7 protein-coding genes are annotated in these 17,140 nt (G+C 45.1%); all 7 read right to left on the bottom strand.

The window, feature by feature from the left end; translation table 11 throughout:
* Positions 1-11: 11 nt before the first annotated feature.
* Positions 12-2,222, bottom strand: a complete 2,211-nt coding sequence (locus tag A8C56_RS05070) for an exopolysaccharide transport family protein (protein ID WP_067752908.1) — start codon at positions 2,220-2,222, stop codon at positions 12-14.
* 29 nt (positions 2,223-2,251) lie between these two features.
* Positions 2,252-2,944: a TolC family protein gene (locus A8C56_RS05065; RefSeq protein WP_084490018.1), complete on the bottom strand. Its 693-nt coding sequence runs from the start codon at positions 2,942-2,944 to the stop codon at positions 2,252-2,254.
* 26 nt (positions 2,945-2,970) lie between these two features.
* Entirely contained in the window at positions 2,971-4,008 is a 1,038-nt protein-coding gene (locus tag A8C56_RS05060) for a sugar transferase (RefSeq protein ID WP_245645765.1), read from the bottom strand.
* A gap of 25 nt (positions 4,009-4,033) precedes the next feature.
* Positions 4,034-4,420 carry a response regulator gene (locus tag A8C56_RS05055; RefSeq protein ID WP_067752899.1) on the bottom strand — a complete coding sequence of 129 codons (387 nt, stop codon included), beginning with the start codon at positions 4,418-4,420 and terminating at the stop codon, positions 4,034-4,036.
* Positions 4,421-4,635: 215 nt separating this feature from the next.
* Positions 4,636-5,958 carry a UDP-glucose dehydrogenase family protein gene (locus A8C56_RS05050; protein WP_067752896.1) on the bottom strand — a complete coding sequence of 441 codons (1,323 nt, stop codon included), beginning with the start codon at positions 5,956-5,958 and terminating at the stop codon, positions 4,636-4,638.
* A 27-nt stretch (positions 5,959-5,985) separates the two neighbouring features.
* The gene (locus tag A8C56_RS05045) at positions 5,986-9,996 is read right to left on the bottom strand and encodes a non-ribosomal peptide synthetase (RefSeq protein ID WP_067752893.1); all 4,011 of its coding nucleotides are present in this window, start codon (positions 9,994-9,996) and stop codon (positions 5,986-5,988) included.
* Positions 9,993-16,691 (bottom strand): type I polyketide synthase, encoded by a 6,699-nt coding sequence (locus A8C56_RS05040; RefSeq protein WP_067752890.1) that lies wholly within the window; start codon positions 16,689-16,691, stop codon positions 9,993-9,995. Before A8C56_RS05040 ends, A8C56_RS05045 begins: the two co-directional genes overlap by 4 nt.
* Positions 16,692-17,140 lie beyond the last annotated feature (449 nt).

The following is a 17,140-nucleotide window of genomic DNA, read 5'->3' as shown; positions in this document are numbered from 1 at the left end:
GCTCATGAATGTTACATTTTTTCAACAAGACCTTTCACATTCTGAATTTTTACTTTATTCAGGGTCCACCCTAAAAAACCTTCGTATGAAGATAAAAGCGCTGCCACATCATGGTGCTTTTCGGCCACTTTGTTCCCTGCTTCAAAAACAGCAATGCTGTAATCACAGAACATCAACCACTCTTTCATATTATAAATATCATACGCGCTACCAATATCTACAACAATAACATCGAAAGTTTCCTTGAGTATTTTAAACCCTGCTTCAAGACTCCTGCCATCTCTCAACTCCAGGAGGGAGCTGCTGCTCGCATTTTTATTCAAAATAGTGATCCGGTCTTCAATCTGTATTTCTTTCTTAACTAAAAATGATTCAAATTTTTGAGGCGGATCTTCATTAAAACGCCGGCCTATAACCAGATCCGAAATAGAATCATTTTTTTCACAAATGACCAGCACATTTTTGCCCATCATTGCGAAGGCATAACTCAGGCTACCCGCAACAAAGGTTTTCCCTTCTCCGGGTAATACACTAGTAATGCCAATTACGTTTTTACCTGGCTTTATAAATTTATTTAACTCAAACCTCAAAGATCTCAGAGCATCTTTATAAACTGAATAGGACGCTGTGGAACCTTTATCTTTCCATATTTTACGAAGGTCTTTGTCTTCTTCGCCCAGGTCATTTAACCATCCTAATACATGCTGATGCAATTTAATTTCAAGTTCCTGGGGTGTATTTGAGGTTTTATTTAAAGCAAAGGTAAGAAAGATGCCTACCAGGCTGATCATCAATCCTGAGAAACCAGCCAATCCTGCAAACAAAAGTGTCTTGGATGGCTCTGGTGGCCCTGGTACTCCCGGCTCCACCACTGCAAGATTAACGCCTGTTTTTGAGGCCAGCTCAGCCTGCTGGTATTTTTCCTGGGCATCTGCATAATCCTTTGAGGCAATTTCTACATCTCGGGCCAATGCCTGTCCGGCACTGTTATCAGGAGTTGTAGCTGCCACAATCGGACCAGCGGTGCTTTGCAAAGCATTCAACTGCCGGTCAATAGTGTTAAGAGTACTTTTGGCGGAAGCCAGGTCATTTTCAAGCTTGATCCGTTGTTCTATTAAATTCTGTCTGATTACAGCAGGATTTGTATTTCCTTTTTTAGAGGCGGCTGTGATCAAAGAAGTTCTGATTTCCTGAAGAGAATCTATTTTTCTTTTGTCGGATGCCTGAAAATTATTATTTATATAGTTCCTGTTAGCAGTCTTTAACTGATTATCAATTCTTACAATCTCGCTATTATCCGTAAGAGCCCCGGGGGTCAGATAACCTCCAGCACCTTTAAGCTTCTGGTCAATTTCAGTGATCGCGCCTTCCAAAGAGCTAATTGTGCGCATAGTCTGATTTCTCTGAGATTGAGCCTCGGTAATTTGCTGATACGCCATATCCGACTTTTTTTGAGCTACGATCTCATTCTTAACGGTTGCATTAGAAGAAGCAGCAGAATAAGTTAATGCAGCGCCTTTTCTTTCCAATGCTACCTGCCGGGTCCTTAAAACTGTGTCCAGTATAGCAAGCGACTTTCTTTCTCCTGCTGTACTCATGTTGGTATAATAGTCTATAAAGTTATCTGCCAGCGTATTTACAACAAAAGCGGAAAGTCTGGGGTTATTAGAAATATAGGACAATTTAATAAAGTCGCTTTCTCCGTTTCTTGCTACGGATAAGTTCTTCAGAATGGATTCCTCATCATATCTTTTAGATTTCAGGATATCATATAATTTCATACCTGCATTATCTGCAATTGAAATCAGTGTATGTGCGTCAAGCCTTTGCTGATATTCCTGGATGAGTTTATTCAATTCATCAGGTGTATATTCTTTAACAACACCGGAAACCGGAATAAATGCTTCTTTTGGATTTTTAAGGTCGTGCAGGATCAGTTCATAAGAAAGCGCACTGATCATCCGTCTGGATTTGATCATTTCCAAAAGATTCCCAAACCGCTGACTTATTTTAAAATAATCCAGATTCTGGCCTTCTGTAAGTGTTTGCTGGAACTGGTTAGTGATTCCTGTGGCTATTAGTGTATCTGATACATATTTTCGCGCCGCCTTTTTTGATAAAAAATAGGCGAGCCCTACACATAGAATGGGAACAACAATTAAAAGCCACTTAAAACGTGACAAATACTTTAAAAACTCTTTCAGGTTTAGATTTAGATTCATTTAGGCTATCCTTAATTCTTAAATTTTTATTATTTTATAGATTCGAGTTTTGCTCCAATCACTCCTTCCAGAGCATCCTTAGCTTTGAGGTAAGTAACTTCTGCTGTTAATGCCTGGGCATCTGCTTCAGTAGCAGAGTTCTTTGCAGTGGTATAGGCATCAATAGCAATCTCCCCCCGCTCATATTTTTGCTGGGCATCTGCCTGAATCCCCTTCAGGCTTTGAGCAGCCAGATTTCGGATTGCCAGTTGCTTTTTACTGGAAAGATAATCATAATATTTCGCTCTTACATCGCTGGCCAGGGTTATATCATACTCCTCCGTTTCGGCTTTTGCGGATTTTACCTCAGCCTTTGCCGCTTTAACAGTAGATGGTCTAGACAGCAAAGCACCTATATTGGCGCTCACGCCTACCATAAATCCGTTTGTAACAATTTGCCCGCCGGGGCTCACATTTCCTCCCACTCCTTTTGAAGAACTGTTGGGATAGTAGTAATATCCAACATTAATAATATCAAACCATCCCATAGAAGCAGCATTAGCCATATATTTTGCACGGTCTTCTCTTGCATGAAACGCCTTTACTCTCGGAAAGTTCTGCTTCGCAAGGGCAATATATTTTGCGAGCAGATCATTATCAATATCACCAATGATCGATTCCTGAGCCAGGGCAGTTATGCTTACAAAACAGGTCATCAGAAAGAAGAAATAGCGTATCCTCATTATAAGTGGTTTAAAAGTTCGTATAATTATACTTTTTCTTTTTGCAGCATGGCTGGTATGGTTTTCAATACGATTTTGAAATCCATCCAGAAGGAAGTGTATTGGGCATAATGGTTATCAAGGGCGATCCGCTCTTCGCTCGACATTTCAGCCTTCCCTCTTTTACTGATCTGCCACAGACCGGTAATTCCGGCAGGGCCCAGGAAACGCATGGCGAACTGATCGGATGTCAGCATTTCCGCTTCATAAAGCGGCAGCGGCCGGTTGCCTACCAAAGACATGTCTCCTTTTAATACATTAAAAAGCTGAGGCAGTTCATCCAGACTGGTTTTACGTAAAAAAGCGCCTATGGGTGTAATTCTGGGGTCATTTAAAATTTTTACAAACGCCTGAGGCGCTTTATCGGAGGCATTCCCGTACTGGTTATTGGTGGAACTAAGGTTCTTTAGTTTCTGATCAGCGTCTGCGTACATGGTGCGGAATTTGTAAAAATCAAATATTTTATAGCCGGTACCCGCACGTTTACTTTTATAAATAACAGGGCCCTTCCCGGAGAGTTTTACCAGAAGAGCAATGATCAGCATTAAAGGCGACAGGATGATTAGCCCGGATGCAGCCACTAAGATGTCTAAAAGGCGTTTGCCAAATGCCATTTTATACTGTGGCACGGCTGTTGCTGTTACCCTGGTATTATTGGATAGAGCAATCTTAAGCCGCAGCAAAAAATTGATCCGTTCAGCGATCATGCCCGGATCATAAGGGGCATTATAGCTATCGTTAACTTTTAGCTCCCGGTAAAAATCAGTATTCCGGGGCTTTGAAGCAAGAAAAATAATGATGGCACCGCCCGTTAAAGGGTTTGTCCGGAGTTCGCTCAGCACAGACCGGACATCCATGCTGTCATCCTCCTCCAGCAAAATCACCCCCGGGCTTTCGAGGATCGAACTGCCTTTCAGAAAGGCATGAAACTCTTCAACCGATTCAAATTTATCAACAAGAAACCCGTGGCGCTCCTGAAGCGGCAATGTTACGTCTGTTACGTATTTTTTTCCGATGTAAGCCAATTCATTGGTGTTGACAATGCTGGATTTAGTATACTTCAGGTTTTGGCGTAAGGAGAGATCTGACTGCATTTTGAAGGATTGTTGGGTTAAAGGGTTTTGAGATGATAGTATTCACGGGGAATTCCAGCTCGGCTTTAAGACGGTCAACATCTGTATGACCGGTGAGGATGATTACAGGTATTCCCTGGAACAACCCGCTTACCTTTAAAGACTTAAAGAAATCCTGCCCGTTGAAATAAGGCATATTGATGTCAAGTATAATTAAATCAGGCTTATTGCCTTCTTCCAACCAGAGGACTGCTTCCAAACCGTTGCTTTTAAGCGTAACGGTGTAGTCTTTTGATAAGATAAATTGCAGCAATTTCAGAATTGCAGGTTCATCGTCAACAATTAGTAGATGCTTAGAGTTCATTTTACAGTTGTGTTAATTAACTTAAAATCAGTTTTAAAGGACCAACCTTCTTGAAACTAAAGCTACAGTTTTTATCTGCCGGAGATCCAGTTTTTCGATGAAACGCCTTAGTTCTTCGATAAAAACACCAAATTCACATCTATTTACAATGACCCGGTTTCATTTTACTCTCTGTACCCAATCTAATCGTTCAATTTACCTGATCTGTTATTTGATCAGGCTTTATTATTAATTACTGCCCTGCCGATACTTTCATAATGAAAATTCAATTCTTCCATTTTATCAAGAGCATATACATTCCTGCCATCAAATATAGTATGCGTTTTTAAAAGATCTTTCATTTTATCAAAGTCAGGGTTTCTGAACTCGCTCCATTCCGTTAAGATCAGCAATGCGTCTGCCCCATCCAGTGCTTCGTACTGATTGGCAGAATAGGTGATCCTGTTACCAAACCTGCCTCGAACATTTTCCATTGCCACAGGGTCATAAACGTTGAGGGTGGCTCCTTCATTCAGCAATGCTTCAATAATCTCCAGGGAAGGGGCATCCCTGATGTCATCAGTTTCCGGTTTAAATGCCAGCCCCCATATTGCGAACCGCTTTCCCTGAAGCGCATCCTTAAAATGCCGTTTTATCTTTTGAACGATGACTTTTTTCTGGTGTTTATTTACTGTCAAAACAGATTGCAGAAGCTGAAAATCGTATTCATGCTCCCTGGCGGTAAGGTTCAGCGCCAAAACATCTTTGGGAAAGCAGCTGCCGCCATAACCAATACCCGGGAAAAGAAAGCGCTTGCCTATCCGGTGATCACTTCCGATTCCCATCCGTACCCAGTCTACATTGGCACCTGTGCGCTCACATAAATTGGCGATCTCGTTCATAAATGAAATTTTCATTGCAAGGAAGGAATTGGCAGCATACTTGGTCATTTCCGCACTGCGCGGATCCATAAAATAAATAGGATTGCCCTGACGTACGAAAGGGTTATACAGATCCGCCATAATCTTTGTGGCCTTTTCTGACCGGGTGCCCACCACCACCCTTTCCGGCTTCAGAAAGTCTTCTACAGCTACCCCTTCCCTTAAAAATTCAGGATTGGAAACCACATCAAATAACTCCGGTGCTATTTTTTTTGAAAGCACTGCTGCTACTTTTTCGCTGGTGCCCACCGGTACCGTGCTCTTATTAACAACAACCTTATAAGAGGTGATCAGATCCCCCAGCTGCTCTGCTACCTGGAGCACATATTTAAGGTCTGCAGACCCATCCTGATCTGATGGCGTTGGCAATGCCAGGAAGATCACGACGGCTTCTTCAACCGCCTCTTTTAAATTATCAGTAAAAGCAATACGCTCTTCTTTTATGTTCCTGGCCAGCAGCACTTCCAGACCCGGCTCATAAATGGGCGTAATGCCTTTCTGCAACGCCTCTATCTTATTCCTGTCAATATCAACACAGGTAACATGATTGCCTGTTTCGGCAAAACAGGTACCCGTAACCAACCCAACATAACCGGTTCCAACTACTGCTATTTTCATACAATTTTTAAAATTTTATTTATACAATTATTTTATACTTTTCTGTACAATGTTCATCAGCGTTTTATTATTAGGCGGCAGCAAAAATGTCTTATGATCTCCTGCCACGTCATGTACCACTACCCCACCGGAGGCATATCTTTTCCATCCAAGATACAGCGGATCATCTACAAAATAAATACGTTCTTTTACACGGAACAAATGAATAACGACATTCAGCGGAGCTATCTTATAGTTATTATAGGCCCTTTCATAGGCTTCCAATACTTTACTATCATAGTCATAGACCTGTTCTTCCGGCTCCTCCCGGAAATCCTTATTAAACTTCTTATTAAAAATCAGCCACTGGTAGGCGATTACATCTTTCGGATACCGGAACAGGTTGCCACCTATAAACAGGGCTTTCTTAATCTGCCGCTTTGCATGCATTAATAACCTGCTCTTTTTTCCGTTTGGAGCATTAAAACCACTTACGTTGGTATCCATAATACCCAGCAGCCGGATTGTTTTTCCTATTGCTAACAACTGACGCGCCATTTCATAAGCCACAAGACCTCCAAAGGAATAGCCAATGATGATATAAGGCCCGTCAGGATTTTGGGCCAGTACCTCAGTCAGGTAGCGTGCCGTAATCTCTTCTATGCTGTCCAGGCAGGAAAGGTCGCCGTCCAGCCCTAATGCCTGGATACCATATAGAGGCTGATCCTCATTTAAAAACGGCGCCAGTTGCTTATACAAAAGAATATTTAACGCGCCGCCATGAATTAAGTAAATGGGGGGCAGCGAACCCGTTGTTTTTATAGGTACCAGCACTTTTTTCCCTATTTCGATCTCGTTCTCCTGCAACAGGCCGATAACAGCCGCCAGGGTTGAGTGTTCAAAAAGCGTTGAAATGGGAAGGTTCACCCCTGTTTCGTCCTTTATCCGCGTCATGATCTTAATGGCGGTGAGCGAATGTCCGCCCAGCTCAAAAAAGTCATCTGAAAGAGACAGTTGCTGTATGCCCAGCTCTTCTTCCCAGATCTGTTTTATCCGGCTTTCCAGTGCTGAAAGCGGCCGGTTGCTCAGCTTCTTACCGGGCTTTGCATCAAACACAGGTGCCGGTAGTGCCCGCTTATCAATTTTCCCGTTACCTGTAAGCGGCAGCTTCTCTAAAATCACAAACACGCCGGGCACCATATAGTCCGGCAGCTTGCTGCGCAACGCTTCCCTCCATTTTTTCTTTAACAGCTCCGGTGCTTCTTCCGGCTCTTGCAATACTACATAAGATGCCAGGTATCCCTTACCCGGGCTATCCTCCCTTACTAGGGTTACGGCATTTTTTATACCTGCCAGCCCTGAAAGATGATAATCGATCTCTCCCGGCTCTATCCGGTACCCTCTCAGCTTTACCTGGTCATCTATACGTCCTTTAAACAACAGCACATCCTCTTCCTGCATTACCGCATTATCGCCTGTTTTATACATTCTTCCTCCCGGCACAAACGGATCTTCTAAAAAACGCTCTTTTGTCAGTTCCGCATTCCTGTAATAGCCCAGGGCCACGCAATCACCCCCAATATAAATCTCGCCGTTAATACCCTTTGGCACCAACTGTAACGTGTTATCCAGCAAATAGATGCGGGCATTTGAGATGGGCACCCCTATCGGCACTGAAGGCCGCTGCTCCGCGGGCGTATATTCATGGATCATACATCCCACCGTGGCCTCCGTAGGGCCATACTCATTATAGATCTCCACCTTCCCTTTGCAAAGGTCATATACCTCTTTTGCCAAAGCGGTTTCCAGGTCCTCTCCGCCAACGATCAGCCTTAGATGCTGCCCGGGAAGGCTTTTCCGGATAAGTGCGCTATCCTTTACTAACCGCAGATGTGAAGGTGTTAGCTTGATCACATTCACTTCCTGATCTGTAAAGATCTTTTCCAGCAGGGATGCCGGCTCCTCCTCTTCATATATCTTGAACAGGCTGCCCGATACCAGTGGTGAAAAAATCGAAGTGATGGTAAGGTCAAAAGAGATGGAAGTATATAAAGGGAATACGGCCGCTGCGCCTTTCAGGTAGTAATCAACAGCCCAACTGATATAATTGATCAATGACCTGTTGGCGATCATTACTCCTTTTGGCCTGCCGGTAGAGCCTGAAGTATATAAAATATAAACCAGTGAATCTGCTGTAACGGTCACTTCCGGCAGGGTAACCGGGCAACCTGACAGCTCCTTGCTGATATCCTGCACACAGATCTCCCGGGCTTCTGTTTGCAGCTTCCCTGAAAACAGCGGTGTGGTCAGCAACAGCTGCGCCCCGGCATTGCCAACCATGTATTCAATACGCTCCCGGGCATATTGCGGATCCAGTGGCAGAAAGACCCCGCCTGCCTTAAGCACGCCCAGGATGGAGATGATCAGATCTATTCCTCTTTCCATGGCTATACCTACCACAGCACCCGGCAGCATTCCGGATGCGATCAGGTAATGCGCCATCTGATTGGACCGCTCATAAATTTCCCTGTAGCTTAGTGATTGCCCTCCATAATACAGGGCTGTTCGATCAGGATGCTCTAAACAGGTACGGTTGATCTTTTCTATTATTGTTGCGGGTTCCGGTATTGCCTTAACCCGGTTATTCCAGTTTTGCCAGTAAGCGGTTAGTTCTTTTTCATCTTCCAGCCGCAGGTTGCCGATCTTTTGCTCTGCGTTATCCACGATCTGCGAAAGCAGGTAGCAGTATTTATCCATCAGGCCCTTTATAGTGGACGGCTTATACAACTGTGCATTATATGACCATTGAAATACATACCCCTCTTCTCCGTCTGCAATATTTAAAAACAATTCAAAGGTTTCTGCTGCCCGTTTATTATGGATCAATTGATAATCCAGATCTTTAAAGGACACCTGCATATCCATTCCCATGTCAATATTAAAAGACACTGGGACCAGTGGCATGCGGGACGGATCGCGCGGTATTTTCAGCTCCTTTAAAAATGTTCCGAAGGTAAATTGCTGATGTTCATAATCCCGGAGCGTTTTGGACTTCCGTTGCTTCAGGTATTCAGCAAAACTCAGGGCCGGGTCCGGTTGGCTCCTTAAAGGCAGCAGATTAACGCAATGCCCTATCAGATCATACATCTCTGTGGCGGCCTGTCCGGCGGTGGGTAAGCCGATCACGATTTCCCGGTGCCCGGTATACTTATATAATAATATTTCAAAAGCCGCCATCAGGGTGTTTACAAAACTGCTCCCGTACTTTGCTCCTGCCTTCTTTATAGCCGCTGCAGTTGCAGCAGGAAGTACAAAATCATCTCTCCGGCTTTTATAGGTTCTTAGGGGTGGACGCGGATAGTCCGGAGGTATTTCAAACACCGGTATATTGCCTTCATATTCCCGTTTCCAGTAAGCTACTGTTGCCTTGTATTCCGGCGATTCCCGGAATGTGGCGGAATGAATGGCATAATCACTGAATTGCATCAGCCGGGTGGATAAGGGCTCCCCTGAAATCCTGGCATTGTACAGCCTGCTTAAATCTTCCAGCAAAATACCAAAAGACCACCCGTCGCAAACAATATGATGTGCGCTGATCGTAAGCAGGTGCCTGTTGCGGGATAACGCAAACAGCGCAAAACGGATCAGCGGGCCATTTAAAAGATCAAATGCGGTTGCAGCGTCCTGCTGGTGGTACATTTGTAAAAAGGCCTGTTGCGCACATGGTTCCTGCGCGCTAAGATCTTCCTGATGCAGCGGGACCGGTTGCGATTCATAGATCATCATTTTTGATCCGTCATTGCTGAAAGAAGCCCGCAGTGACTCATGCCGCCGGATCAGTTCATCCAGGCATTCATTCATTATTTTTCCCTGTACATTGCCGGTAAATTCCAGCGACAGGGATTCATTATAAGCAAGGTTCGCTTCGGTTCCTCCCAGTATGCAGGATGCAAAAATTTCCTTTTGTGATTCAGTAGTTGGTACTACTTTTTCGATCGCATTTCCGGCAAAGGGGTCAAAATCAACTAAGGGCTCTGTATTCACTTCTATACCGATCATTTATTTCCATCCAATGATATTTGTAAATATTTTCCGGGGTTGGTATCATCCGGAACAAACCAGGCGGGGTTCCCGCTCCTGTCTTTTCCCAATCTTGCGCCCGGGACCGGCGGATGACTGTTGTCCAGAATGCCTGTGCGTGCATGCTGTCCATTACCTGCCGGTGCTATGGCCTGGGGTATGAAACCGGCATTGCACAATTCAGCAATACTTTCTTCAAATGCCTGGCAAATAGCCTCTATATCTTCCCCGGTATGCGCTGTTGTTAAAAAGCAGGGGAACAGGTCCCAAATATGAATATTCCGCATCCGCATCAGCGCAAAAAGAAGCTCGTAATACGCATATTCTTCTTTGAATTTCACTTTCCATAATGAGGCAAAATGCACCACATAGATTGGTACACGATATTTTTCTGCAATAGTATTTAACCGCTTTGCCAGCAGGGCGGTCCTTTCATTCAATGACTCCTGTAAGGAAGAGCCCTGAGCCTTCAGGTATTTTAAGGTGGCCAGTGTTGTGGCCAAAGCCAGCGGGTGGCGCACAAACGTTCCGGCAAAATAAGTCACCCCCACTTCAGGTATCGAAGCATCGCCATATTGCCAGAAGCCTCCATCCAGGGCATCCATATATTTTTTGCTCCCGGCAATAATCCCGATGGAGATTCCGCCCCCTGCCACTTTTCCGTAGGTAGCAATATCAGCCCGGATCCCAAACAAGGCCTGTACCCCACCTAAATGGCTGCGGAAACCGGTGATCACTTCATCAAAAATAAGCGCAATATCATTGGCTGCTGTCAGCTTTCTCAGGTCTTTTAGAAACTCTACCGGTATAAATTCCGGGCGGCGGCTTTGTACCGGTTCTACCAGAACAGCAGCAATCTCACCGGCTTTTTCCTTAATAATATTTAAGGTAGCTTCTGTACCGTATTCAAGGATCAGCATATGCTGCACATTATCGGCCAGTATTCCGGATGCTGCAGGATAGGTCTTCAGCTTTTTGCTGCCCCGTACCAATACCTCATCCATAATGCCATGGTACGAACCGGTAAATGCAACAATTGTATCCCTTCCGGTAACGGTACGTGCAATGCGCATCGCCCCTAAAACAGCCTCGGATCCCGTATTGCACAAAGCAGCCCGTTCCATGCCGGTCAATTCACAGATAAGATCAGAAACCTCCCCGGCCAAAACATGCTGGGGTCCTATTTCATAGCCCTCTTCTACCTGTTTCAGGATGGCTTCTTTTACATAATCCGGCTGGTAGCCCAGGAAATTAGAACCAAAACCATTTAAGGCATCTATGTATTTATTGTCATCAATATCCCATAGATAACAGCCTTTCGACCTCTTTACCACAATGGAGTAAACCATTTCCTTCGTATATGGCTTAAAGCCCGAAACCACCCTAGGGTCCGCCATCTTTGCCCGGTGCTCCTGTGTATACTTTTTGCTTCCGGCAGTTTTTTTATTATAAGCTGCTATAAAGTCGGCAATAAATTGTTGCTGCTGATCCGTCATTGCTGTAGCTCTTCTGTCTATACGTGCAGTGGCTCCAAAGGGCTTTTTTAATTCAGCTTTTTCCTCTGCAGTAAGCTCATCTCCTGTTCCTGTACCGGGTGTTGTGGCAACCGGGCTTTGTACAGGAGGCGCGGGGGGCGTTGCTGCTATATGGGCAGCTGCACCGTTGCCGTTTTGCATCATTGCTACCTGCTGGGTCAGCAGTTGCAACTGAAGCGTGATGAGGCTCATCATATCAGCTCCAACCGGCTGCATACCACCAGGTGCCGCCATCACAGGCGCTGCCGGCGCAGGCGTTGTACCGTTTACAGCGTTAACCGGCTGTTGGGCCTCGCTTACAGTGCTCCTGAACAGGTGAGCCGGTAAATGTTCATCATAAAATGCAGCAAGTTTGTCAAGGCTGTCAAAATCCTCGCTCAGTTGCCGGAAAGTTACGGGAATTGCAAATTCCTTTTTCAGGCTGGAGGTTAATTGAGTCAGCAGTAAAGAGTCCAGACCTAATTCGGCAAAGTTGCTCTGTGGGTTGGCGTCGGCAACGGGGATCCCCGATGCTGATTCTATAATATCTTTTAATTTCTCTAACAGCGTTTCTTTCCGTTTCATTTCAGGTGTTGTTGATGTAGTGATCATTGTTGTATTTTGCATAGGAACAACTGGTGGCTGTGCTAATGAAGGCTGCACAGGTGGAGGTGGGTCCACCCAAAGCTGTTTTTTGTTGTATGCATAAGTAGGAAGATTTTGAAGTAAATGAAGGCGTTTGCCTTTATATATACCGGCCCAGTTTATTGTTGCCCCGTACTGCCACAATTTTCCCAGGGCATTTTTTGCAGCAACGATTTCCCCGGTTGGCTGGGAATTGGTATTTAATGCGGCAAAAGCACCTTCGCTGATTCCATTCTGCTTTGCAAAAATCGTAGACGAGGTACCCGGCCCGGTTTCAAGGAACAGGGGGTTTAAGTCCTGTTGCAGGTTCTTTAATGCGCTTCCAAACCGTACCGTTTCCCTTGCATGATTGGCCCAGTACGCCGCGCTGGTAGCTTCACTGTCTTTTAGCCATGCTGCCGTTACGGTAGACATAACCGGTACCTGCGGCACATTCATGGTTGTTGTTGCTACCACTGCTTCCAGCACCGGAACCACCGGGTCCATCATGGAAGAGTGAAAAGCATGACTGGTTTTTAAAGGCTTATTGATGATACCGGCCTCCGTAAGCTGCTGCGCAAACTGGCTGATGACTGCTGATTCTCCGGAAACAACACATAACTCTGTTGCATTCTGGGCAGCAATGGAAAGCTGCTGCGGCAGCAATTCTTTTACCCTTTCCTGTGATGCACGCACAGAAAGCATGCTGCCGGGAGCCAGTTCACTTATTAAACGGCCCCGTTCGGCTACAATTCTCAGCACATCCGGCAACGAAAAGACACCTGCCAGATGGGCCCCCACAAATTCACCAACACTGTGCCCTGCAAAGGCAACCGGTGTAACGCCCCAGCTCATATACAACTTTGCAAGAGCGTAAGAGGTGGTAAAGATGGCAGGCTGCGCATATTTTGTATTCTTCAGCTTTTCTGCAGCCCCGTCATCATTGGTGAAAATAATATTGCGGATGTCCTCACCCATATATTCCCGGAGTAGAACAGCACATTGATCCACTGCTTCCCTGTAAACGGCTTCAGTATTATAAAGCTCCTGCCCCATATTGGGATACTGGTTTCCCTGCCCCGGGAACAGGAATACCACGTTGGCCTTTTTTTCTTTAAGCAGTTGGGCCGCAGCCGCAACGGCTTCCTTTTCATTTAACCGGGCTATAAGCTCCTTTACATCTTTGGCTACTATAAAATTCCGCACCCTCATCTCCTGCCGTGTAACCTGCAGGGAATAGGCTACATCCCGCAGGGAAACGTCCTGATGCATTTGCAGGAATTCTTTTAACCGGTCTGCATAAGCTGTACAGCTCTCCCTGTTATGAGCAGACCAGCAGATCAATTGTGGCAGAAGCTCTCCTACGGAAGAAGCTTCCATAACCGGTTTCCCTTCAAATTCTTCCAGCACTATATGCGCATTTGTACCGCCAACACCAAACGAACTGACCCCGGCGATCCTTTTTCCCTGACTGGCCCAATCCTTTAATGTGTTGTTTACCCTAAAAGGAGTCGATTCAAAATCAATCCGCGGATTGGGCTTATCAAAGTTGATGGAAGGGGGTAATTGCCGGTAATATATGGACAGCACTGTTTTAATAAATCCTGCCACACCCGCAGCATGCGTCAAATGCCCGAAATTGCTTTTAACCGAGCCTATTGCACAGAACTGCCTCCGCTCCTGCTTACCAAAAGCAAGCTTCAGCCCTTCTATTTCAATAGGGTCTCCTAACGGCGTGGCTGTTCCATGCGTTTCAATATAGGATACATTCCCCGGATCAATTTCCGCATCGGCATAAGCCATTGAAATGGCGGCAGCCTGGCCTTCAGCACTGGGGGCTGTAAAGCTTCCTTTATGGCCTCCGTCATTGTTGATCCCAACACCTTTTATAACGGCATAGATCGTATCTCCATCCTCAACAGCATCATCAAGCCGCTTCAGCAATACGGCACCCACACCATCGCTGAACACAGTTCCCTTTGCATCCGCGTCAAAGGGGCGGCAATGCCCGTCTGCGCTTAGCATGGATCCTTCCTCATACAGGTGGCCGCTGCTTACAGGCACTGTAATGGCCGCGCCGCCTGCTATAGCCGTATCGCACTGACCTGCCCTTAAACTCTCCACGGCCTGTACAATGGCTACCAGTGAAGTGGAGCAGGCTGTGTTCACATTTACAGCAGGACCTGAAAGATTTAACTGATAACTTACACGGCTGCTTACATAATCTTTATCCGAAACCGAAATTACAGGTATGCTGCCCTGAAGGGCTATTTTATCCTTGTGCCAGACTACATTGTTATTAAAATAAGTATTGGTGCTGCATCCTGCAAATACTCCGGTGACTGATGCTCTTTTCCCCGGCAGGTACCCGGTTTTTTCCAGCAGGTTCCTGCATGCCTGTAAAAACAGGCGATGCTGGGGATCCATCAGTTCTGCCAACCGGGGACTAATACCGAAAAATTCGGCATCAAAAAACGGCACTTCATTAATAATGCCTCTTGCCGCAACATAATCCGTATTGTTTTTTATAGCTGCAGGAATAGCTGCATCCAGTTCCTCCTGCTTAAAAAATGTAATGGTTTCCTTTCCTTCTTTCAGATTATTCCAAAAGGCTTCAACCGAACCGGCTCCGGGAAAATTACATTCCATGCCAATCACCGCAACAGCATCTGCACCTGTGCTCCTGTTCTTTTTCCGGTGCGTGCGCAAAACACCTTTGTTGCCTTTTAAAAATTGCTGAAGCCCGCTTATTGTAGGGCTCTGGTAGAGCCTTGTAATGGGGATTTCAAAATGATACTCCTCTTTTAAGACTGTTACCAGCTTTTGAGCCAGTAAAGAGTTCCCTCCCAACTCAAAAAAATTATCTTCTACCCCTATTTTAGGAATACCCAGTACTTTTTGCCAGCCATTGACCAGCTGATGCTCTGTTTCTGTTACAGGCGCAACATAGAGGCCCTTTTGCATAGCCCTTACATCAGGCTCCGGAAGCGCTCTTTTATCTACTTTGCCATTACTTGTAAGGGGTATTACATCCAGCTCCACAAAAAAATCGGGTATCATATAATCCGGCAATGCCCTGCTTAGCTGTTTACGTATATATGCCCTCTCGGGTTCGGTTCCGCCAGCGCCTTTTGTAAAATAGCCTACCAGGTATTTTCCCCCCTCCTGCCGCTCTTTTACTACCACTACAGCCTGTTTTATGCCGTCCACTTCCTGCAGACGGCTTTCAATTTCTCCCAGTTCTATACGATAGCCTCTTATTTTGACCTGGTTATCTCTCCTGCCTATATATTCCAGGCTGCCGTCTGGTAACCGCTTTGCCAGGTCGCCCGAGCGGTACAGGCGCCTGCCTTTTTTATAAGGATTTTCAATAAACCGTTCTGCTGTTAGTTCCGGGCGGTTCAGGTAGCCTCTTGCAACGCCTGCGCCCCCTACGCACAACTCTCCCACCACATTTTCGGGAACAATATTCAACTGCTCGTCAAGGATAAGACAGGAAAGGGTCGGAATGGGTGTACCAATATCACTTACATTGGCTGCAATCTCTTTTGCTGTTATCTCTTTATAGGTCACATGCACGGTTGTTTCAGTGATCCCATACATGTTAATAATGTGGCACCAGGTGTAAGTCTCATACCATCTTTTAAGAATGGCAGGGTATAAAGCTTCTCCGCCAAAAATCACATAACGCAGGCTCTTCAGGGGTTCTTTCCGCAAAACCACCTCCTGCAGGGCGTTAAAAGCAGAAGGGGTCTGATTTAACAGGGTTACGCCCTCTTTCTTCATCAGTTCATAAAAAAGAGAAGGATCCTTAGCTACTTCCTTTTTTACAACAACCAGCTTTCCCCCAAACAATAAAGCACCATACATTTCCCACACTGAAAAATCAAAGTTGAAGGAATGGAACATGGTCCAAACATCGTTTTCCGTAAATTCAAACAAAGGTGCATCATTAAAAAATAACCGTACCACGTTCCGGTGCTCAATCAGCACCCCTTTGGGCTTTCCGGTGCTGCCGGATGTATAGATCACATACAAAAGGCTGCCGGCATCGATTCCGGTAACAGGCGGTTGCGTATCGTATTGTTCAGGTTCACCTTCAAGCAGATCCAGGTAAACGGGGCTGATACCATCAAATCCTTCTACGCGCCCTTTCAGGTTGGACGTACTGATAATTATTTTTGACCGGCAATCTTCCAGCATATATCCTATGCGCTCCCTGGGAGCGTCCGGATCCATTGGCACGTAAGCGGCTCCGGCTTTTACGATGGCCAGCATCCCGATAATCATTTCCAGGCTGCGCTCAATGCAGATACCAACCAGTTCTTCATTTTGAATGTTCCTGGTACGCAGATAACAGGCCAGGCGGTTCACCCGGGCATCCAACTGGGCATACGTAAGTTGCTGCCCATCACAAACCACAGCAATCCGGTCGGGTGTTTTACATACCTGGGCATTCAGCAAATCAATAAGCGTACAATTGGGAAATCCAACCTGCTCATTACGCTCATCCGGAAATTCAGATTCCTCATTCATTGTTAACCCCCTTATGTTAAATAAAATTTGGTTTATAGTCGTCAATTTACCCAAGCTTCATAAGCTAGCCTTTACAAGTAGATTGGTCTTCTAAATCAATCGCAAAATAACCAGGTCAAAAGATCATATTTTGGAATTATTTCTTAAGAGCCGCTTTTCATATTTTTTAAATCAGTGTGTTTTAGCTATATATGCTATTGTACATTGAGTTTTAAATAGAAGGCTTCTTTTTAAGAAGTAATTGCCTCTTCTGCTCAAAGATACAAATTTATTATTTTATTCATATCGCCAATATGGGTTACTGATAAACGAAAAGCAGATCTCTATATTTGTGAACTTAAACATTTGGAAAGGGCCGTCATCCATCTTTTCTTTATTAAAAACAAAAACAACTCATGTTATAAAATAGTAATAATTTTTTTTGCGATGGATTATCCGGACAAAAAACA

It is taken from the genome of Niabella ginsenosidivorans (genome assembly GCF_001654455.1).
Classification (GTDB): domain Bacteria; phylum Bacteroidota; class Bacteroidia; order Chitinophagales; family Chitinophagaceae; genus Niabella; species Niabella ginsenosidivorans.
This window is presented reverse-complemented; position numbering and strand designations above follow the sequence as displayed.

Coding starts and splice junctions, on each gene's coding strand:
- A8C56_RS05050 (WP_067752896.1), bottom strand. CDS start 5,958: ATGAAAATAGCAGTAGTTGGAACCGGTTATGTTGGGTTGGTTACGGGT.
- A8C56_RS05040 (WP_067752890.1), bottom strand. CDS start 16,691: ATGAATGAGGAATCTGAATTTCCGGATGAGCGTAATGAGCAGGTTGGA.
- A8C56_RS05055 (WP_067752899.1), bottom strand. CDS start 4,420: ATGAACTCTAAGCATCTACTAATTGTTGACGATGAACCTGCAATTCTG.
- A8C56_RS05065 (WP_084490018.1), bottom strand. CDS start 2,944: ATGAGGATACGCTATTTCTTCTTTCTGATGACCTGTTTTGTAAGCATA.
- A8C56_RS05070 (WP_067752908.1), bottom strand. CDS start 2,222: ATGAATCTAAATCTAAACCTGAAAGAGTTTTTAAAGTATTTGTCACGT.
- A8C56_RS05045 (WP_067752893.1), bottom strand. CDS start 9,996: ATGATCGGTATAGAAGTGAATACAGAGCCCTTAGTTGATTTTGACCCC.